The 19,142-nt window shown below is 56.7% G+C and carries 20 protein-coding genes; all 20 read right to left on the bottom strand.

Features of this window, described 5'->3' with window-relative positions; translation table 11 throughout:
- Positions 1-17: 17 nt before the first annotated feature.
- The 20 genes from rplK to CDO73_RS24030 all read right to left on the bottom strand — a co-directional run bounded on the left by rplK (position 18) and on the right by CDO73_RS24030 (position 18,640).
- Positions 18-443, bottom strand: coding sequence for a 50S ribosomal protein L11 (gene rplK / locus CDO73_RS24125; protein ID WP_037291610.1), 426 nt, complete (start codon positions 441-443; stop codon positions 18-20).
- Between the two features lie 24 nt (positions 444-467).
- Complete coding sequence (gene nusG / locus CDO73_RS24120) at positions 468-1,001, bottom strand: transcription termination/antitermination protein NusG (RefSeq protein WP_088491080.1); 534 nt, start codon at positions 999-1,001, stop codon at positions 468-470.
- 24 nt (positions 1,002-1,025) lie between these two features.
- Entirely contained in the window at positions 1,026-1,217 is a 192-nt protein-coding gene (secE, locus tag CDO73_RS24115) for a preprotein translocase subunit SecE (protein ID WP_088491079.1), read from the bottom strand.
- Positions 1,218-1,238: 21 nt separating this feature from the next.
- Positions 1,239-1,388, bottom strand: coding sequence for a 50S ribosomal protein L33 (gene rpmG / locus CDO73_RS24110; RefSeq protein WP_087801972.1), 150 nt, complete (start codon positions 1,386-1,388; stop codon positions 1,239-1,241).
- A 281-nt stretch (positions 1,389-1,669) separates the two neighbouring features.
- Positions 1,670-2,317: an RNA polymerase sporulation sigma factor SigH gene (gene sigH / locus CDO73_RS24105; RefSeq protein ID WP_088491078.1), complete on the bottom strand. Its 648-nt coding sequence runs from the start codon at positions 2,315-2,317 to the stop codon at positions 1,670-1,672.
- 213 nt (positions 2,318-2,530) lie between these two features.
- Entirely contained in the window at positions 2,531-3,052 is a 522-nt protein-coding gene (locus tag CDO73_RS24100; RefSeq protein ID WP_088491077.1) for an NYN domain-containing protein, read from the bottom strand.
- A gap of 9 nt (positions 3,053-3,061) precedes the next feature.
- Positions 3,062-3,808 carry a 23S rRNA (guanosine(2251)-2'-O)-methyltransferase RlmB gene (rlmB, locus tag CDO73_RS24095; protein ID WP_088491076.1) on the bottom strand — a complete coding sequence of 249 codons (747 nt, stop codon included), beginning with the start codon at positions 3,806-3,808 and terminating at the stop codon, positions 3,062-3,064.
- 62 nt (positions 3,809-3,870) lie between these two features.
- Positions 3,871-4,329, bottom strand: a complete 459-nt coding sequence (locus CDO73_RS24090; protein ID WP_088491075.1) for a Mini-ribonuclease 3 — start codon at positions 4,327-4,329, stop codon at positions 3,871-3,873.
- A gap of 1 nt (position 4,330) precedes the next feature.
- Positions 4,331-5,734 carry a cysteine--tRNA ligase gene (gene cysS, locus CDO73_RS24085; protein ID WP_088491074.1) on the bottom strand — a complete coding sequence of 468 codons (1,404 nt, stop codon included), beginning with the start codon at positions 5,732-5,734 and terminating at the stop codon, positions 4,331-4,333.
- Between the two features lie 27 nt (positions 5,735-5,761).
- Positions 5,762-6,442: a serine O-acetyltransferase gene (gene cysE / locus CDO73_RS24080; protein WP_088491073.1), complete on the bottom strand. Its 681-nt coding sequence runs from the start codon at positions 6,440-6,442 to the stop codon at positions 5,762-5,764.
- Positions 6,443-6,922: 480 nt separating this feature from the next.
- Positions 6,923-8,380, bottom strand: coding sequence for a glutamate--tRNA ligase (gltX, locus tag CDO73_RS24075; protein WP_088491072.1), 1,458 nt, complete (start codon positions 8,378-8,380; stop codon positions 6,923-6,925).
- Positions 8,381-8,404: 24 nt separating this feature from the next.
- Positions 8,405-8,905: a 2-C-methyl-D-erythritol 2,4-cyclodiphosphate synthase gene (ispF, locus tag CDO73_RS24070; protein ID WP_088491071.1), complete on the bottom strand. Its 501-nt coding sequence runs from the start codon at positions 8,903-8,905 to the stop codon at positions 8,405-8,407.
- The gene (ispD, locus tag CDO73_RS24065) at positions 8,902-9,603 is read right to left on the bottom strand and encodes a 2-C-methyl-D-erythritol 4-phosphate cytidylyltransferase (RefSeq protein WP_088491070.1); all 702 of its coding nucleotides are present in this window, start codon (positions 9,601-9,603) and stop codon (positions 8,902-8,904) included. Before ispD ends, ispF begins: the two co-directional genes overlap by 4 nt.
- 185 nt (positions 9,604-9,788) lie before the next feature.
- Positions 9,789-10,862 carry a DNA integrity scanning diadenylate cyclase DisA gene (gene disA, locus CDO73_RS24060; RefSeq protein WP_088491069.1) on the bottom strand — a complete coding sequence of 358 codons (1,074 nt, stop codon included), beginning with the start codon at positions 10,860-10,862 and terminating at the stop codon, positions 9,789-9,791.
- Positions 10,863-10,901: 39 nt separating this feature from the next.
- Entirely contained in the window at positions 10,902-12,281 is a 1,380-nt protein-coding gene (gene radA / locus CDO73_RS24055) for a DNA repair protein RadA (RefSeq protein WP_088491068.1), read from the bottom strand.
- 261 nt (positions 12,282-12,542) lie between these two features.
- Positions 12,543-15,011 carry an ATP-dependent Clp protease ATP-binding subunit gene (locus CDO73_RS24050; RefSeq protein ID WP_088491067.1) on the bottom strand — a complete coding sequence of 823 codons (2,469 nt, stop codon included), beginning with the start codon at positions 15,009-15,011 and terminating at the stop codon, positions 12,543-12,545.
- 66 nt (positions 15,012-15,077) lie between these two features.
- Positions 15,078-16,142 (bottom strand): protein arginine kinase, encoded by a 1,065-nt coding sequence (gene mcsB / locus CDO73_RS24045; protein WP_088491066.1) that lies wholly within the window; start codon positions 16,140-16,142, stop codon positions 15,078-15,080.
- Positions 16,143-16,157: 15 nt separating this feature from the next.
- Positions 16,158-16,685: a protein-arginine kinase activator protein McsA gene (gene mcsA, locus CDO73_RS24040; protein ID WP_088491065.1), complete on the bottom strand. Its 528-nt coding sequence runs from the start codon at positions 16,683-16,685 to the stop codon at positions 16,158-16,160.
- 60 nt (positions 16,686-16,745) lie between these two features.
- A complete protein-coding gene (locus tag CDO73_RS24035; protein WP_088491064.1) occupies positions 16,746-17,210 on the bottom strand; it encodes a CtsR family transcriptional regulator in 465 nt (154 codons plus the stop codon).
- Between the two features lie 311 nt (positions 17,211-17,521).
- Positions 17,522-18,640 carry a glycosyl hydrolase family 28-related protein gene (locus CDO73_RS24030; RefSeq protein WP_088491063.1) on the bottom strand — a complete coding sequence of 373 codons (1,119 nt, stop codon included), beginning with the start codon at positions 18,638-18,640 and terminating at the stop codon, positions 17,522-17,524.
- Positions 18,641-19,142 lie beyond the last annotated feature (502 nt).

Here is a 19,142-nt window from a genome sequence, read left to right as displayed (position 1 = left end):
GGAACGAATCGCAAGAATTAGTCTTGGATCGTGATGCCCATGCTGCGGGCAGTACCTTCGACCATGCGCATAGCGGACTCGACGTTCGCCGCGTTCAGGTCAGGCATTTTTTGTTCAGCGATCTGACGAACAGTATCGCGGTTTACCGTTGCGACTTTCTTTTTGTTCGGTTCGCCCGAACCTTTCTCGATCTTCGCAGCGACGCGCAGCAGAACTGCAGCCGGCGGAGTTTTCGTGATGAAAGTAAACGAACGGTCTTCAAATACGGAGATCTCGACCGGAATGATCAGACCTGCTTGATCCGCTGTGCGAGCGTTGAACTCTTTGCAGAATGCCATGATGTTCACGCCTGCTTGACCCAGTGCCGGACCTACCGGTGGCGCAGGGTTCGCTTTGCCAGCAGGAATTTGAAGTTTCACCATTTTAATGACTTTCTTTGCCATCTGAGAAACACCTCCTTGCGTTAGTTAAATCTTTTCGACTTGCGTGTAATCCAGTTCAAGCGGAGTCTCGCGCCCGAACATGTTGACGTGAACCTTCAGCTTGCTTTTGTCGAGCAGAATTTCTTCCACCGTTCCGACAAAGTTCGCGAAAGGACCAACTTTGATACGCACGGATTCCTTCAGATCGAATTCGATCTTCGGTTTCGGCTCGTCCATGCCCATATGCTTCAGAATTTGTTCTACCTCTTCCGGAAGCAGGGCTGTCGGCTTGGAACCGGAACCCGTCGAACCTACGAATCCGGTGACGCCCGGCGTGTTGCGGACAACATACCAAGAATCATCGGTTTGGATCATTTCTACCAAGACATAACCGGGATATACTTTACGCATGACGGTTTTTTTCTTGCCGTCTTTGTCGACCAGTTCTTCTTCCATCGGAACAAGAACCCGGAAAATCTTGTCTTCCATGCCCATCGATTCTACGCGTTTTTCCAAATTGGCTTTGACTTTGTTCTCATACCCGGAGTAGGTATGAACGACGTACCATCTTTTTTCCATATCAAGCCACCTACAGGCCCTTCCTTAAATTATCGCTTCAATCGCATAAGACAGTCCGATGTCAATTACCCAAAAGAATACAGCCATCACAACAATCGTACCCAGCACGACCAGCGAGTAGTTGGTCAGTTCTTTGCGATTGGGCCAGCGAACCTTTTTAAGTTCAGCCCAGCTTTCGGAGAAAAAGGAAAACATAGACTTGAAGCTTTTTTTCACGCCGACGACACCTCCAACAAACTATCTGGTTTCACGATGAGGAGTTTGCGAGTTACAATACTTGCAATACTTCTTCATCTCCATGCGGTCAGGGTGATTACGTTTGTTTTTCATCGTTGTATAATTGCGCTGCTTGCACTGCGTGCATGCCAACGTGATAATAACCCGCATAGATGTACACCTCCCGAAGATATCCTTCAATAGAAGAACTCGTATTGAGCCTAAAATCATAATTTTAGGCCTACCTAAAACACTTTAGCATAGCCGGTATAGGCTGTCAACGAAAAACTACAGCAACTCAGCCGCGTGTATCCTGATTTCGTTTTTCGCGTTCCAAGCGCTCTGCCTATAAAAAAGGCCCCCTGAAGGGAGCCTCTTCGGCCGCCGCCGCTTCCGGATCGGCTGCCTGGTCTATGTAACGATGAACGGACCGCGATGCGCAAAGCCCTTTTTTAGAATTGATCCCTGACTTCCAGATACCGCTCCAACTTGCGTTTCACCCGCTGCAGCGCGTTGTCGATCGATTTGACGTGCCTCCGCAGATCGACGGCGATCTCTTGATAAGACCTTCCGTCCAAATACAGCATCAACACCTGACGTTCCAGCTCGCTCAGAATTTCCGACATTTTGTCTTCCAACCCGTTAAACTCTTCCCGGTTGATGATCAGCTCTTCCGGATCGCAGACCTGCGAGACGCAGATCACGTCGAGCAGCGTGCGGTCGGAATCTTCTTCGTAGATCGGCTTGTCCAGCGAGACGTACGAATTGAGCGGAATATGTTTCTGCCGCGTCGCCGTCTTGATCGCCGTGATAATCTGCCGCGTGATGCACAATTCGGCAAACGCCTTGAAAGAGGCCAGCTTGTCGCCGCGGAAATCGCGAATCGACTTGTACAGACCGATCATGCCTTCTTGGATGATATCCTCCCGGTCCGCCCCGATCAGGAAATATGAACGCGCTTTCGCGCGAACGAAATTCCGATACTTGTTGATCAGGTATTCCAGCGCTTCGCTGTCGCCGGCACGAACGGCTTCCACGACTTCTTCGTCGCATTGGAAATCGTAAGGTGAAACTATGACGTCTTTGAGATCTACACTCACCAGCAATCCCTCCGGCCGCGGCGCAAGTTTCGAGCCTGTCGTAAAAGTTAGACCCAGTATATATTATGTCACCTTACACCGTCAACCGCATAACGCCCAAAAGAGGGAGAGCGTGCCGAATAATTCCTTTTTGTACACCGAGTTGTAAAATTCGCCGTACCACTCGCTTCTCTCGGATGCGCAGAAGGATTCGATACGCTCTTTCCCTATTCTTCACTGGCGTCTCCAAAGTTCGAACAGCTTGAGCTGCTCGGGCGTCAATTTGCCGTCGATCGTGTTGCGGCTGCCGCGCTGCGCCTGCTCCGCGATCCGCTTGCCGATCTCGCGTTCGCTCTGCTCGACGTCCGTCAGCAGTTCCAACGCCGGAACGCGAAGCGCGCCCTGCGCGAAAGCGACGCTCTGCTCCACGAAGTCGCTCGTCGCGACGTAGACGCGGCGGCGTTTGCTCCGAAGCTGGCCGGCGAAACGTTCGATCGCTTCGTCGGCCGTCTCCTTTTCTTTCGTGAAGTAGATTTCGACGCGCCCTTGTTCGAACGTCCGCCCTTTGCCGGGAACCCGGTACGCGTCGAACACCGCAATGACTCGCCGGCCCGTAAAAGCCTGGTAATCGGCCAAACGTTCCAGCAGCCGATCCCGCGCTTCGTTCATGTCGATTTGCGACAGCGGAGCCAGGTCGGGCCAGGCTCCGATCATGTTGTAGCCGTCCACCAGCAGTACATCCCGCAAATCGCCCATCGCCGTCTTCTACTTTCTGCCGCTGCGCTGGCGAAGCACTTCGTACATGACGACGCCGGCGGCGACGGAAGCGTTCAACGAGTTGATCTGCCCCTGCATCGGCAGCTTGACGAGCACGTCGCAGGTCTCGCGCACGAGGCGGCCCATGCCTTCGCCTTCGTTGCCGATCACCAGCGCGACCGGACCTTTGAACACGTCCGTTTCGTAGATCTCGCCTTCGGCGCGCACGTCGGTGCCCGCGATCCATACGCCGGCTTCCTTGAGCTTCTCCATCGTCTGCGCCAGATTGCTCACACGCGCGACCGGCACGTATTCCGCCGCTCCCGCGCTCGTCTTGGACACGGTCGCGTTGACCTGCGCCGAACGGCGCTTGGGAATGATGACCCCGTGCACGCCCGTGCAGTCCGCCGTCCGCAGGATCGAACCCAGATTATGCGGGTCTTCGATCTCGTCGAGGATCAGCAGGAACGGATCTTCGTCTTTGGCCGCCGCAGCCGCGAGCAGGTCTTCCACCTCCGCGTAGACGTAAGGCGCGGCTTGAGCCACGACGCCTTGGTGCTGGATGCCCGGCACGAGCGTGTCCAGCTTGCGCTTGTCGGCCGTCTGAACGACGACGCCGCGTTTTTTCGCTTCCGTCAGGATCGGCTGCATCTGCTTCTGCTGCGTGCCCTCCGCGATCCAGATCTTGTTGATGCTTCTACCGGCTCTTAGCGCCTCGGCGACCGAGTGCTTGCCGGCAATCAATTCTTCTTCCATTCCGATTCTTCCTTTCCGCCGGCGAGCCTCTGCCGCCGTTATTGGTTGATATTCTTGATGCGTTAGGATTCGCCGCCTGGCTTCGTTTCTCCGTCTTCCGGAAGCGGAGCCAGACCGATGCGGATCAGATCTTCCAGCCGGCCGACGCGGCCGCCGTAATAGAGATAACCCGCCAGACATTCCAGCGCCGTCGCGTGCCGGTATTCGAGCACGTCGGCGTTCTTCGGCACGGAGCCGGATTTGGCGTTGCGGCCGCGGCGGACGATATCCGCTTCTTCTTCGGTCAGTTCTTCTTCGATCCGAAACAGCATACGGGCCTGAGCGCCTGCCGAGACGAGCTTGGTCGCCTCGCGATGCAGATGATGCGGCCGCAGATTCGCGTGCCCGATCAGATATTGGCGGATCGCCACTTCGAAGACCGCGTCTCCGATATAAGCCAGCACGAGCGGCGGCAGCAATCCCGGCGGCTTGGACGGCGGGTAATCGAACAGCAGGCCTTCCGGCTTCTCGCGTTCCGTCATCTTATTTTCTCCGCCATCTCATGCCCTGCGGCGTATCTTCCAGCAGGATGCCTTGTTCGGCGAGCAGATCGCGAATTTCGTCGGAGCGGCTCCAGTTCTTCGCTTTGCGCGCTTCGGCGCGTTCCGCGATCAAGGCTTCCACTTCCTCGTCCAGCAGCTCCGCGCCCGGCTCGGCCGCGATGCGCAGCACGGCGTTCATCTTGCGGAAAGCCTCCAGCAGCGCTTCGAGATCCGCTTTGCGCGCGACGTCTTGGCGCAGCACCAGATTCGCTTCGTTCACCCATTCGAACACGGCGGTCACCGCATCCGGCGTGTTGAAGTCGTCGTCCATTTTGGCATAAAAATCGTTCAGCACCGCCGCGAGCTTCGTTTGCAGTTCTTCCGTCACGCCTTCGGTTCCCGCGGTCGCGGCGCTCAGACGATGATGTACCGCGCCGACCGCGTTTTCGATGCGTTCCACGCTGTTCAGCGACTGCTGCATGTTGTCCGCGCTGAAGTTCAGCGGGTTGCGGTACTGCGTCGACAATACGAAGTAACGCAGCGCTTCTTTTTTGTAACGGGCGCGCAGTTCTTTGACCGTGATCCCGTTGCCGAGCGACTTGGACATTTTCTCGTTGTCGATATTGACGTAACCGTTATGCATCCAATAGTTGGACAGCGGGTGGCCGGTCAGCGATTCCGATTGGGCGATCTCGCACTCGTGGTGCGGGAATTGAAGGTCTTGTCCGCCGCCGTGAATGTCCAGCGTGTCGCCGAGATAGCGGCGCGCCATCGCGGAGCATTCGATATGCCAACCCGGACGACCCGGTCCCCAAGGGCTTTCCCAGAAGATCTCGCCCGATTTTGCCCCTTTCCAGAGCACGAAGTCTTCTTGGTTCTCTTTGCGCGCGTCGACTTCGATCCGGATGCCGAATTGAAGCTGTTCCAGATTCTGACGCGACAGTTTGCCGTATCCTTCGAAGCTGGAAGTCCGGAAGTAGACGTCGCCGCCGCTCGCGTAAGCATGGTCCGTATCCACCAGTTCGCCGATGAACGCGATGATGTCGTCCATGTTTTCGGTCACGCGCGGATTCAAGGTCGCTCTCTGCACGCCGAGCCCTTCCAGATCTTCGTAGTAAGCCGCGATAAACGTTTCCGCCACTTCCGGCACCGTCGTGTTCATCGCTTCCGCTTTGCGGATCAGCTTGTCGTCCACGTCGGTAAAGTTGGCGACGTAGTTCACGTCGTAACCGCGATCTTCCAGATAAGCTCGGACCACGTCGAAAAAGATCATGGGACGAGCGTTCCCGATGTGAATGTAGTCGTATACGGTCGGACCGCATACGTACATATTCACTTTACCCGGATCGACCGGCACGAATTCCTCTTTTTCTCTCGACATCGTATTGTAGATTTGCAGCGTCATTTTTCCACGTTCCTCTCTCGATCTCGTTTACAGTTTGCCGTCTCCGTTACCTGCCGCGCGCGGCGGCTTGCCGTACGCGTCTTCGCGCACCCGGTCCAGTTCTTGCTGAAGTTCGCCGATCTGGCGCCGCAGCTCGCAGATCGCGTCGTGCGACGGATCCGGCATCTGATGGCTCAAGCGATCCACTTTGCGTCCGTGCTGCCGAACGATCTGCCCGGGAATACCGACGACCGTGCTGTTGGGCGGCACTTCTTTGAGCACGACGGAATTGGAACCGATGTTGCTCTGATCGCCGACCTTGATGGAACCGAGCACTTTCGCGCCCGAGCCGACCACCACGTTGTTGCCGATCGTCGGATGCCGTTTGCCTTTTTCTTTGCCGGTGCCTCCCAGCGTCACGCCTTGATAGATGACGACGTCGTCGCCGATCTCGCACGTCTCGCCGATCACCACGCCCATGCCGTGGTCGATGAACAGCCGCTGGCCGATCGTCGCGCCCGGATGGATCTCGATCCCGGTGAAAAAGCGGCTGATCTGCGACACGAACCGGGCCAGCGTGAAACGCCGCCAACCGTACAGCTTGTGCGCGACTCGATGGGCCCAGATCGCATGCAGCCCCGAATAGGTGAATACGACTTCAAACATACTTCTCGCCGCCGGATCGTTATCGAATACCGCGCGGATATCGGACTTCATCGATTTGAACATCACGCTTCCTCGCTTCCATTGCCCCAAAATAAAAACGCCCCGGCAGCATATATCATGCTGCAGAGGCGTTCGACCGCGGTTCCACTCTGCTTGGACCTGCTCCGATCGCTCGGGAAGTCCGTCTCGTTCAAAGTCCGTAACGGGGACCGGCCGGCGGACTCTAGCTCCGGGCGCTTCAAGCGCTCGAAGTTCGAATCCGCTGCTCACAGGCGCATTTCCGTCTGCCGCTCCGGACGACTCCCAGCTCCCCGCCGTTCGGCCCGCAAGGGCTTCGAGCGTTCGGCCGTCCTCTCTGGGGATGCGGCGTACAACGTACTTCTCCTGATCTTCGCTATAGAAATATTCGATTGAATACGAGGTTGGATAGATCTTGTTTAGCCATTATAAACGAATCCCCGCGGTCTGACAATCGTTTGGTTCCCGGTCAATCAAGGAAGCGGACTCCGCGAAAAGGAAGCCGAACCTCGCCCCGCGGGTCGTTTACGCCGTTTGGGCTTTCAAGCGCTCGATGACGGTTTCTTTGCCCAGCAGGTAGATCGTCTGGTTCAAGTCTCGTCCGTGCATTTGTCCGGTGAGCGCGACGCGAATCGGCATGAACAGCTGTTTGCCTTTGATGCCGTTCTCTTTCTGCACTTCTTTGATCAAGGCCGCCATGCGCTCCGGCGTGAACTCGTCGGAAGCTTCGACTTTGGCGAGGAACGCGCCCAGCGCGACCGGCGCTTTCTCGTCGGCCAGCACTTCGCGTTCTTCGTCGCCGAATTCGACGTCTTCGCGGAAGAACATCTCCGACAGCTTGACGATGTCCGACGCCGCGTTCATCTGCTCTTGATACAGAGCCACGAGGCGTTCCGCCCATTCCCGCTGCGCCGCGTCCAAGGTTTCCGGCAGCAGCCCCGCTTTTTGCAGATGCGGAATCGCAAGATCGGCGATCCGCTTCGGATCGGCATTCTTGATGTAATGGTTGTTGATATGCGCCAGTTTATGCGGATCGAACACCGCCGGACTCTTCGACAGACGGTTCGCGTTGAAGATCGAGATCAGCTGCTCGCGGTCGAAGATCTCTTCTTCGCCTTCCGGCGACCAGCCGAGCAGCGCGATGAAGTTGAACATGGCTTCCGGCAGGTAGCCCAGTTCTTCGTACTGCGAGATAAACTGGATGATCGATTCGTTCCGCTTGCTGAGCTTCTTGTGGTCGTCGCCCACGATCAGCGTCATATGCGCGAAGCGCGGCGCTTCCCATCCCAAAGCTTCGTAGATCATCAGCTGGCGCGGCGTGTTGGAGATATGGTCTTCCCCGCGCAGCACATGAGAGATCTTCATCAGGTAGTCGTCGATGACGACGGCGAAGTTGTACGTCGGGATGCCGTCGCGCTTCACGATGACGAAATCGCCCGTATCTTCCGTCGTGAAGGAGATTTCTCCTTTGACCATGTCGTCGAACGTATACGTTTTGTTCTCCGGCACGCGGAAACGCACGCTCGGCACGCGGCCTTCGGCTTCGAACGCTTGACGCTGCTCCGCGGTCAAGTCCCGGTGTTTGCCCGAATAACGCGGCGTCAGTCCTGCGGCGGTTTGTTCTTCGCGTTCTTTTTCCAGCTCTTCTTCCGTGCAGTAGCAGAGGTAAGCCAGCCCTTTGTCGAGCAGCTCCTGCCAATAGATTTTATAGACGTCGAGCCGTTCCGTTTGGCGGTAAGGTCCGTACTCCCCGCCGATGTCGATGCTTTCGTCCCAGTCGATGCCGAGCCATTTCATGTATTTCAATTGGCTTTCTTCGCCGCCGGCCACGTTGCGTTTCACGTCGGTGTCTTCGATGCGGACGATGAATTTGCCGCCCTGATTGCGAGCGAAAAGGTAATTGAACAGCGCCGTTCTGGCGTTGCCGATATGCAGATGGCCCGTCGGGCTCGGCGCATACCGTACGCGTACTTCCTTAGTCATGATCGTCTTCCTCCCGTATCGTTTCTACAAACTCTTTTCCGATGATAGCATATCCTTCGTCAGACAAACAACGGCCTGCGCCGCGATGCCTTCGCCTCTTCCGGTAAAGCCGAGCCATTCCGTGGTTGTCGCTTTGACGTTGACTTGCGACTCTTCCGCGCCGAGCGCCCGGGCGATCACGGTCACCATCTGCGGGATATAAGGCGCCATCTTCGGCTGCTGCGCGATGATGGTCGCGTCCAGATTGCCCAGTACGTAGCCGCGCTCCGTCGCCATCTCCCAGACGCGCTCCAACAGCTTCACGCTGTCCGCGTCTTTGAAAGCCGGATCCGTGTCGGGAAAATGACGGCCGATATCGCCCAGCGCCAGCGCGCCCAGAATCGCGTCGCTGATCGTATGCAGCAGCACGTCGGCGTCGGAATGGCCCAGCAGTCCTTTTTCATGAGGAATGGTCACCCCGCCGATGATGCAGGGCCTGCCTTCGGTCAATTGATGCACGTCGAATCCTTGTCCTACTCTGATCATGCTTCTCTCTCCTTCGTCTCCGCCCGGAGCAGGAACTCCGCATAATCGAGATCCTCCGGCGTCGTAATCTTGATATTCGTATAATCGCCCCGCGCGACGCTGACCGGAACGCCCAGACGCTCCGCGAGCATCGAATCGTCCGTTCCGAGGAACCCTTCTTCCGCCGCGCGCCGATGAGCCCGCAGCAGTTCTTCGGTACGGAACCCTTGAGGCGTCTGGATCGCCCACAGCAGGCTGCGGTCGGGCGTATCGACGATGGTGCCGCCTTCGCCGACGGTCTTGATCGTATCTTTGACCGGTACCGCCAATACGGAAGCGCCGCTTCGCTGCATCTCTTCGTAGCAGGAAGCGATATCCCGTTCGCGGATAAAAGGCCTTACGCCGTCGTGCACCATCACCCACGGGGATCGCGCGTGCTTCAGTCCTTCGTAGACGGAATGCTGACGTTCCGAACCGCCGGCCACGACCGCTTCGACGAGCGGGCAGCCCGCTTCTTCGATATAGCGGCCGCAGCGTTCGACGTCGGCCGCCCCGGTTACCACGATAATCTCCGCAGTCGCGGCAAAACGCCCGAACGTTTCGATCGCCCGCAGAAACAGCGGACGACCGTCCAATTCGAGAAACTGTTTGCTTTCCGCCGTTCCCATGCGCGAGCCGCGGCCGGCCGCGACCACGATCACGCTCAAATTCCGTTCCATTGCTTTCAGCCCCGCCTTTATGCCGTTTTCGCTGTTTTTCCGCGTCTCTTAAGTATACCCGCAGCAAGCACGGAAAACTACAATCCTGCCGAAAACGGCCTGAAAACCCGGCTTCTTCCGCCGAAAAAGACAAGCGCCTTCCCGAAGGAAGACGCCGTGAAACCGCTTATATCGCGTAGAAACGTTTAGACCTGCCGGTCGATAAAGACTTGATCCTGCAAACGCCGCAGACCTTCTTTGATCGTGCGGGCGCGGGCGCCGCCGATGCCGTCGACTTCGTCCAACTCTTCCAGCTCCGCCCGCACGACATGGCCCAGTTTGCCGAAATGTTCGGTCAAGTTGTGCACGATGACGTTCGGCAGGCGAGGAATCTTGCTGAGTACGCGATAACCGCGCGGAGTGAGCATCTCGTCGGCGACCGACGTCTGCGCCGGATAACCGAGCAGACGCACGATATGCGCCGTATCCAGCAGCTCGTCGTCGGTGGATCGGCGAAGCGCGGCGAGCACGTCTTTGATCCGCTCTTCGCCGCTCTGCGCCACGTAGTCTTTGAGCAGCAGCAAGACTTCGCGTTCGGTGTTGCCGACCAATTCTTCCATTTGCATCGAGATCAGTCGGCCTTCGTTCCCCAGCTCGCTGACGTAACGCTGAATCTCGGTCTTGATGCGCAGCACCATCTCTACCCGACGGATCACGCCCACGACTTCCGCAAGCGTCACCATTTCTTCGAATTCCGAAGCGGTGAGATTGGTCATGGCCTGCGTCAGCACCGCTTTGTATCGCTCCAGCGTCTGGATCGCCTGATTCGCTTTGGTCAGGATGACGCCGACTTCTTTGAGCGCGTAACGCAGGCTGCCCAGATACAGCGTGATGATATTGCGCCTCTGGGAAATGGACACGACCAGCTTGCCGGTCTGCTTGGCGACGCGTTCCGCCGTTCGGTGGCGAATGCCCGTCTCCGACGACGAGATCGCCGGATCGGGAATCAACTGGGTATTGGCGTACAAGATGCGCTTGAGATCTTCGCTCAAGATGATGGCGCCGTCCATCTTCGCCAGCTCGTACAGATAGTTCGGCGAAAAGTCGCAGTTGATGGAGAAGCCGCCGTCGACGACTTCCATCACTTCGGGACTGTACCCGACCACGATCAGAGCGCCGGTCTTGGCCCGGAGCACGTTCTCAAGACCGTCGCGGAAAGGCGCTCCCGGCGCGACGAGCTTGAGCAGCTCGTTCATTTTTACGGATTCCGATTCTTTCATAGCCTGCCTCCCCCTGCATCGACCCCCATGGTCAACGCACTACTCTAGCGCCGCTTTGAGCGCCTGCGAAACGGTTTCGACCCCGATCAGTTCGATCCCTTTCGGATGTTTCCAGCCCTTCAAGCTCTTCTCTGGCAAAATGACCCGCTTGAAGCCCAACTTCTGCGCTTCTTTGACCCGCTGCTCCGCCCGCGCCACCGCCCGGACTTCGCCCGTCAGGCCGATCTCGCCGAATACCGCGTCGTAAGGCCGCGTCGGCTTATCCTGCACGCTGGACGCGATGCTGACGGCGATCGCCAGATCGACCGCCGGCTCGTCCAGCCGGACGCCGCCCGCCACGTTGACGTAAGCGTCCTGCGTCTGCATATAGAGCCCCATGCGTTTCTCCAGCACCGCGATGATCAAGTTCAACCGGTTGTAATCAATGCCCGTGCCCATCCGTCTCGGCGACGGGAAATGCGTCGTCGCGACCAAGGCCTGAATCTCGACCAACACCGGACGCGTTCCTTCCATGCTGGCCACGACGGTCGTCCCCGACACGCCCATCGCGCGCTCGGACAAGAACAGTTCCGAAGGGTTGGTCACTTCGTCCAATCCTTGCTCGCGCATCTCGAAGATCCCCATCTCGTTCGTCGAACCGAAACGGTTCTTCACCGCGCGGAGAATCCGGTACGTATGATGGCGCTCGCCTTCGAAATACAGCACGCAGTCCACCATATGTTCCAACATGCGCGGTCCGGCGATCGCGCCTTCTTTGGTGACGTGTCCGACCAGCACGATCGCGATTCCGCCGTTCTTGGCGAGCCGCATAAAGCGCGCCGTACACTCGCGGACCTGCGACACGCTGCCCGGCGCGCTGGTCACGTCCGGCTGATACACGGTCTGAATCGAGTCGATGACCAGAAAATCGGGCGCGATCTGCTCGATGGACTGCTCGATCTGTTCCATGTTGCTCTCGCAAAGCACGTACAGCTGAGCCGACAACGCGCCGAGCCGCTCGGCGCGAAGTTTGGTCTGCTTCACCGATTCTTCGCCGGAAATATACAATACCTTAAGTCCCGATGCGGCCAACGAGTGCGACGTCTGCAAGAGCAGCGTCGATTTCCCGATGCCCGGATCTCCGCCGACCAGAATCAGCGAACCCGGAACCACGCCGCCTCCCAGAACACGGTTCAGCTCGCCGATCTTCGTATCGACGCGCGGTTCTTGACCGCCTTCGATATCCACGATGGACTGAGGCTTGGTCGTCCCTTGAAACAAGGAAGAGTTCATTCCGCTCATCCCCTGCGTTTTGACGCCGCTGCTGACCGTTTCTTCGACCATCGAGTTCCACGATTGGCATCCCGGGCATTTCCCGTACCATTTCGGCGATTCGTAGCCGCATTCGGTGCAATAAAACTTCGTTTTCGTTTTGGCCATGGATCTCCTCTCTCGCCGGTTTCCCGGCATTCCCAAACCGTCCGTTCGCCTCCGGCATACGGAAGGCCCTGCCTATCAAAGTTTATCATTTATCGTCCGCAAAAGTAAGGGGAACGAGTCCCTGCAAAGCGGTCTGCCAAGCAAAAAAAGCCAGGCCGCGAAAACGAATTTTCGCGACCCGGCTCCGGCGGCCGGCAGACCGGAAAAGCGCGAAGCATCGCCCGGCCCGGGCCTTTTATTGTCACTTATCACTGATCCTGCTTATTTATCCGATTTTTCCACCGATACGACCGGCTCCGCCTGTTCTTCGCCTTTTTCGACGGTCAACGCGCCTTCTTTCTCGTCGATCAACAGGAAATCGCCTTTGGCCACGCGGCCCGTCAGCAGCTCTTCGGACAGACGGTCCTCGATATGCTTCTGGATCGCCCGGCGCAGCGGACGCGCGCCGTAAGCCGGGTCGTAACCTTCTTTGGCAAGGAAAGCTTTGGCTTCGTCCGTCAGCTTGAAGTTCACGCCGTATTCGTTCAGGCGTTTACGCAGTTCTTCGGACATCAAAGTCACGATCTGTCCGATATGCTTCTCTTCCAGCGAGTGGAAGACGATCACTTCGTCGATCCGGTTGAGGAACTCCGGACGGAAGCTCTTCTTCAGCTCGTCCATGACTTTGCCTTTCATATTGCTGTATTCCGCTCCGCTGTCGACCGCGGCCGTGAAGCCCAGCGTCGAATTGCGGCGAATCGCGTCCGCGCCGACGTTCGACGTCAGGATGATCAGCGTATTGCGGAAGTCGACGACGCGGCCTTTGGAGTCGGTCAGGCGTCCGTCTTCCAGCACTTGAAGCAGAATGTTGAACACTTCAGGGTGCGCTTTTTCGATCTCGTCCAGCAGGACGACGGAATACGGTTTGCGGCGGACCTTCTCGGTCAACTGTCCGCCTTCTTCGTAACCGACGTATCCCGGAGGCGCTCCGACCAGACGGGACGTCGAATGTTTCTCCATGTATTCCGACATGTCGATACGGATGACGGCATTTTCGTCGCCGAACATCGCTTCGGCAAGCGCGCGAGCCAGCTCCGTTTTACCTACGCCCGTAGGACCGAGGAAGATGAACGAACCCATCGGACGCTTCGGATCCTTGAGACCGGCGCGTGCGCGGCGGATCGCTCGGCTGACGGCCACGACCGCTTCGTCTTGACCGATCACGCGGTCATGCAGCAGGGATTCCATATTGAGCAGGCGCTCCGTTTCTTCTTCCTTCAGCTTCGTGACCGGTACGCCGGTCCAGTTGCTGACCACGTCGGCGATATCTTCCGGCGTTACTTCGGAATCGGTACGGCCCTGTTTTTCTTTCCACTGATTGCGCGTCATTTCCAGCTCTTCGCGGATCTTCTGCTCGGTATCGCGCAGCGCGGCCGCTTTCTCGAATTCTTGGCTCTGAACCGCGGAATCCTTCTCTTTGCGGATATCTTCCAAGCGGTTTTCGAGCTGTTTGAGATTCGGCGGTACCGTATACGTGTGAAGCCTTACTTTGGAACCCGCTTCGTCGATCAAGTCGATCGCCTTATCCGGCAGGAAGCGGTCGGTGATATAACGGTCCGACAGCTTGACCGCTTGCACGATCGCTTCGTCCGTGATTTTCACGCGGTGATGCGCCTCGTAACGGTCGCGCAGACCCATGAGGATCTGGATCGCTTCGTCGACGGAAGGTTGATCCACCGTAATCGGTTGGAAACGACGTTCCAGCGCGGCGTCTTTCTCGATATACTTGCGGTATTCGTCCAGCGTCGTGGCCCCGATGCACTGAAGTTCGCCGCGGGCCAGAGCCGGCTTCAGGATATTCGACGCGTCAATCGCGCCTTCCGCGCCGCCCGCTCCGATCAGCGTATGCAGCTCGTCGATGAACAAGATGACGTTGCCCGCTTGACGGATCTCGTCCATGATCTTTTTCAGACGGTCTTCGAATTCGCCGCGGTATTTGGTACCGGCGACGACCGAACCCATATCGAGCGTCATGACGCGTTTTTCGCGCAGCGTTTCCGGAATTTCGTTATTGACGATCTTCTGGGCCAAGCCTTCGGCGATCGCCGTTTTGCCTACGCCCGGTTCGCCGATCAGTACCGGATTGTTTTTGGTCCGGCGGCTGAGCACTTGGATCACGCGTTCGATCTCTTTGCTGCGGCCGATGACCGGATCGATGTTGCCGTCTTTGGCGTACGCCGTCAGATCGCGTGCCAGGCTGTCCAGCGTAGGCGTGCTGACGTTAGCCGGCGTGCCGTGATGGCTCGATACCGCTTCGCTGCTGCCGAGCAGCTGAAGCACCTGCTGGCGGGCTTTGTTGAGGCTGATGCCGAGGTTGTTCAGCACGCGGGCCGCCACGCCTTCGCCTTCGCGGATCAGACCGAGCAGGATGTGCTCCGTGCCCACGTAAGTGTGGCCGAGCTTGCGAGCTTCGTCCATCGACAGCTCGATGACTTTTTTCGCCCGAGGCGTATATGCGATATTGGTCGGCTGATCTTGGCCGCGTCCGATCAAAGTCTCGACTTCGTTCTGGATTTGTTCCAGCCCGAGGCCCAGTCCGATCAACGCTTTGGCCGCGATGCCTTCGCCTTCGCGAATCAAGCCGAGCAGGATATGTTCGGTGCCAATGTTGTTATGTCCCAGCCTCACCGCTTCTTCTTGGGCGAGAGCCAGAACCTTCTGCGCGCGTTCCGTAAATCTGCCAAACATCATATGCGAAGCACCTCCACAAATTAGTAAGCTTCCGGCCGGATTCGACCGCCGACACGGGAAATCGGGTTATTCTTTACTTTTAACCAATTTGTCCCGAATCAACTGCGCTCGGTACATATCCTTCTCCGATGTGTTCATTGTAGCACCGAACGTTTTCTGAAGGAAATTCGGCTGGGTCAAAATGGTAAGTTCGTTCAGCAAGGTCATCGACAGCGCGTCGATCCAACCGAGATCGACGCCCAGACGAACATCCGAGAGCCGCTGCGCCGCTTCTTTGCCGTCGATAATCGCCGCATGAGTCAGAATCCCGTACGAACGCATTACGCGGTCGTACAAACGGATCTTCGACTCGCCGACGAGCCTGCTGCGCGCCTGTCGTTCATATTCGATAATCTGCGCCACGATTCCTTCCAGATTGTCCACAATCTCTTGCTCGCTCTGTCCGAGCGTGATCTGATTGGAGATCTGGAACAGATTGCCCTGCGCTTCGCTGCCTTCTCCGTAGATGCCGCGCACCGTAAGGCCCACCTGAGAAACCGCATTAAGGATGCGGCCCACTTGATGGGTCATGACGAGCGCGGGCATATGGATCATGACGGAAGCCCGCAGTCCGGTTCCCACGTTGGTCGGACAACTGGTCAAGTATCCGCGGCGATCGTCGAACGCGTAATCCACGTAAGCTTCGAGCGCGTCGTCTACCGCCGTCGCTCTTTCCCAGGCCTGCTTCACTTGAAATCCGGGATACAGACATTGGATGCGAATATGGTCTTCTTCGTTGATCATGATGCTCAGCGATTCGTCTTCGCTCAGCACGACGGCCGGGTTCTGGGATTCGTTCGCCAGCGTAGGGCTGACCAAGTGCTTCTCCACCAAGACCTGCCGATCCACTTCGCTCAGTTCGTCGAGTTGGATCGGCTGCAGCGGTCCCAATTCTTCGGCCGCCCGGGCCGCGGCATCCACGACCAACTCCCGTACCTGCTCCCCTTGCTCTTCGTTCGCCACAAGCGGAAACGGCAGTTTTCTCAAATTGCGCGCGATCCTTACCCGGCTGCTGATGACGATATCGGAGTCGCGTCCTTCGACCTGCATCCAAGCGCTAAGCGCATTCTCCGTAAAAGTAAAATCCGACATGGTTCGGTCCCTCCTTTACCGCTGGGTTCGCTGCAGCTCAAGCTCGCGAATGCGGTCTCGAAGCTGGGCGGCCGTTTCGAACTCCTGCTTCTCGATCCGCTCTTGAAGTTCCTGCTTGAGCGCGTCGATCTCGCGTTGAACCTGCAAATCGGCCCCGCCTCGCTTCGGCACTTTGCCGACATGCACGGTTCCTCCATGCACCCGTTTAAGAAGCGGATCGATCCGATCGTCGAAATATTTATAACAAGAACTGCATCCGAAACGCCCGATTTTGCGGAACTGGGCATACGTCATCCCGCATTCCTCGCAATGCTGCTGCTGGGTCTGCGGCGGAGTTCCCGATTGCGTCTTGCCGGCCATATTGTCGAAGTCGAGAAATCCCGAGAGGAGATTATGAATCGAGAAGCCTCCGGCCGTACCGGGAATCGTCTCGCCTTTCTCTCTCGCGCACTGTTCGCAAATATGGAATTCGTTTTTCTCGCCGTTGATAATCTTCGTAAAATGCAGGGTTGCGGGCCGCTGTTGGCATTCTTGACACAGCATCCGCGCCACCTCCTTCGACTGATAAACGTTGAATCGCCGCAATCCTGCGCGACTCTCTTGTTATTGCTGCCCCATCAGCGCGATCAGCATCGCTTTCATGATGCGCGCTCTCATCTCGTCCCGATACGGCAGCTTGAGCAGCAGCGTATTGCGCGAGACCGTCGCTCTCATGACCGCGGCTTCCCGGCAGGTGATCAAGCCCGCTTCTTCCAGACGGTAGATCAATCCTTCGGCTGCCGCTTGACTCATCTCGCCGCCGATCGTCTCGTGTACATGGGCATGAAGCTCGGAATGGGCCGGAAGCTCGATACGCTGAATCCGGATGTAGCCTCCCCCGCCTCGCTTGCTTTCGACCAAATATCCTTTTTCCAACGTAAAACGCGTACTGATGACGTAATTGATCTGCGACGGCACACAAGAGAAGCGGTCGGCCAGATCGTTGCGTTGAATCTCGATCATGCCTCCTTGGCTTTCTTGAAGAACCGTCTTTAAATAATGCTCGATGACATCGGATATGTTACGCATCGACTCACCCTCCACGATCTACCTGAGCCGCCGCTCGGCCTACTGTCCGAATGTGGAGCCTACTCTTAAAATAACCCTTCCGCAAAAAGGAAGAAACGTCTGGTTGTTTTTGTACGGCCCGAACGGTTTCGAGCCGCTAGGCACCGTGAATTTGCGGCGTGTCGCAGGGTATTGATGACACGACAAACAGTTGACTTTGACTTTCTTTGACTTTGTGTATATTATAGCATATTTTTTGCAAATGCCAAGACTTCCCGTTTTTTTGAATATCAAAAAAAGACCGCGAGGTTCGCGGTCTTCCTGCTTGCCTGTTAAAATCCGCTGTTCCCTTCCGACGTAATATCGCCTTTCTTGAAATTGGTCGCGTCATGTCCGGGATTCTTGACCTGATTAAACGTAAAATAAATCTTGCCGATCTTGCCGTCTCCCCATACTCCGATCCCCGCATTGGTCGAATCCGTAATCACGTTTCGATCGAAGCGAATCTCGTCGATGCTTCCGGTATCCGCGAATACGAGTACATTAGGATGGTCGTTGGTCGGCCGGGTGCCTGTTTTTACGATCGTATTGCCGCTGACATTCACGTCATTGACGTCGCGAGTCTTCCAAGCCGCTTCGACCGCGATATAAATTCCCGCCATTTCGGTGTTGTTGATCGTATTCTTCTCGATCTTCACTCCGCTCCCGCCTACCACGGAGATGCCGCGGGCTCCCGAAGCGTAACCGACCGAGTTCCCTCGAATCACGACGTCGCTTGTCACGACAGGATCCTTCTTGTAACTGACTACGGCAATCGTGTCGTCGCCGGTCTGTTTGACGGTATTATTCTCGATCGTGATCCGGCTGCTGCCGTCCGTAATATGAATACCGTCGGCTTTGGTGTTCTTGATAACGTTATCGGAAATAACGCCATCCTTTGCTTCGTCCCGAACCAGAATACCGGCGGTCCCCGCTCCGACGACTCGGACATTGCGGATCGAGAAGTTCGACGCTCCCAGCACCGTTATGCTGTTCTTGGCATCCGAACCGTCACGCGCGGCGGTATTTTTGTATACATGCGTCAGGTCTTTGAGTGAGACGTTGGAGCCTTTCAGATCGATCGAACCGTTGGCAGGATCCGTCGAAGTCAGAATGGACAAGTTCTGCCCGGCGCCGGTTATCCCCACTCCATCCACAAATAAGCGGCCGCTTAACGCGTAATTGCCCGGCGGGACATAGACGCTGCCCCCTCGGGTTTTAGCCGCAGCAATCGCTTTTTGAAAAGCGGCCAACGAATCGGTTTTTCCGTTCGGTACGGCTCCGTAATCTTTGACAGATACGGATGATTGAGGCGCAGCCGCTTCGGTAGGAGCCTGCCAAATTAATAAACCGGCCAAAGCGAGCGCTGCGAATGATGCCGTACGCCTTTGTTTTACAACCTGAATTTTCATGAAAGTCCTCCATTCCCATTTTTCTGTTTTTTACAGATATATAAAACAACACGACCTCGGCTCAAACAAAAAAATGTGCAAAATGGGGATAATCTGTTGAAAAACAGCGATTTACAGCCGATTTATCAACCAAGCATGTGGAAATCTTAATATCTCGGTGGATAACTTATTTTTGCTAGCTGTAGCGCTGATGGTTGGGGCCGCGATGCTGCTCTCCGACCTGCGCTTCGTTGTTTGTCTCCCTCTTCCGATCGAACAAGAATGCGGCTGGGTGTAGAGGGCGACAAGCCAAAGGCGCTCCGGTTCGGAGAACAGCATCGCTCTGTTCGGGGGAGGGAAAGCGTCTCAAGCCTCTGAGTGCTTGAGCCTTAGACGTTCTGAGTCCCGTTCGCAACAACTTTGCCGCGCCTCTCTTCCAGTCGCGGAAGGCAGGCAGCGGCTTTGCCGACTGCAAGGATCTCTTGTGTTACTTGCAAATTCACATACAAAAAAGCCTTCTCCG

The sequence above is a fragment of the Saccharibacillus sp. O23 genome, assembly GCF_002205895.1.
GTDB lineage: Bacteria > Bacillota > Bacilli > Paenibacillales > Paenibacillaceae > Saccharibacillus.
The sequence above is the reverse complement of the archived record's forward strand: the minus strand, read 5'-3'. Positions and strand labels throughout refer to the sequence as shown.

Bases quoted from the DNA above. Each gene is read 5' to 3' on its own strand.
- rplK (WP_037291610.1), bottom strand. From the start codon at position 443: ATGGCAAAGAAAGTCATTAAAATGGTGAAACTTCAAATTCCTGCTGGC.
- nusG (WP_088491080.1), bottom strand. From the start codon at position 1,001: ATGGAAAAAAGATGGTACGTCGTTCATACCTACTCCGGGTATGAGAAC.
- rpmG (WP_087801972.1), bottom strand. From the start codon at position 1,388: ATGCGGGTTATTATCACGTTGGCATGCACGCAGTGCAAGCAGCGCAAT.
- CDO73_RS24100 (WP_088491077.1), bottom strand. From the start codon at position 3,052: ATGGGCGATTTGCGGGATGTACTGCTGGTGGACGGCTACAACATGATC.
- rlmB (WP_088491076.1), bottom strand. From the start codon at position 3,808: ATGGAAGAAGAATTGATTGCCGGCAAGCACTCGGTCGCCGAGGCGCTA.
- CDO73_RS24090 (WP_088491075.1), bottom strand. From the start codon at position 4,329: ATGACGGAACGCGAGAAGCCGGAAGGCCTGCTGTTCGATTACCCGCCG.
- cysS (WP_088491074.1), bottom strand. From the start codon at position 5,734: ATGACGCTGCAAATCTACAATACGATGTCGAGAGAAAAAGAGGAATTC.
- cysE (WP_088491073.1), bottom strand. From the start codon at position 6,442: ATGTTCAAATCGATGAAGTCCGATATCCGCGCGGTATTCGATAACGAT.
- gltX (WP_088491072.1), bottom strand. From the start codon at position 8,380: ATGACTAAGGAAGTACGCGTACGGTATGCGCCGAGCCCGACGGGCCAT.
- ispF (WP_088491071.1), bottom strand. From the start codon at position 8,905: ATGATCAGAGTAGGACAAGGATTCGACGTGCATCAATTGACCGAAGGC.
- ispD (WP_088491070.1), bottom strand. From the start codon at position 9,603: ATGGAACGGAATTTGAGCGTGATCGTGGTCGCGGCCGGCCGCGGCTCG.
- disA (WP_088491069.1), bottom strand. From the start codon at position 10,862: ATGAAAGAATCGGAATCCGTAAAAATGAACGAGCTGCTCAAGCTCGTC.
- radA (WP_088491068.1), bottom strand. From the start codon at position 12,281: ATGGCCAAAACGAAAACGAAGTTTTATTGCACCGAATGCGGCTACGAA.
- CDO73_RS24050 (WP_088491067.1), bottom strand. From the start codon at position 15,011: ATGATGTTTGGCAGATTTACGGAACGCGCGCAGAAGGTTCTGGCTCTC.
- mcsB (WP_088491066.1), bottom strand. From the start codon at position 16,142: ATGTCGGATTTTACTTTTACGGAGAATGCGCTTAGCGCTTGGATGCAG.
- mcsA (WP_088491065.1), bottom strand. From the start codon at position 16,685: ATGCTGTGTCAAGAATGCCAACAGCGGCCCGCAACCCTGCATTTTACG.
- CDO73_RS24035 (WP_088491064.1), bottom strand. From the start codon at position 17,210: ATGCGTAACATATCCGATGTCATCGAGCATTATTTAAAGACGGTTCTT.
- CDO73_RS24030 (WP_088491063.1), bottom strand. From the start codon at position 18,640: ATGAAAATTCAGGTTGTAAAACAAAGGCGTACGGCATCATTCGCAGCG.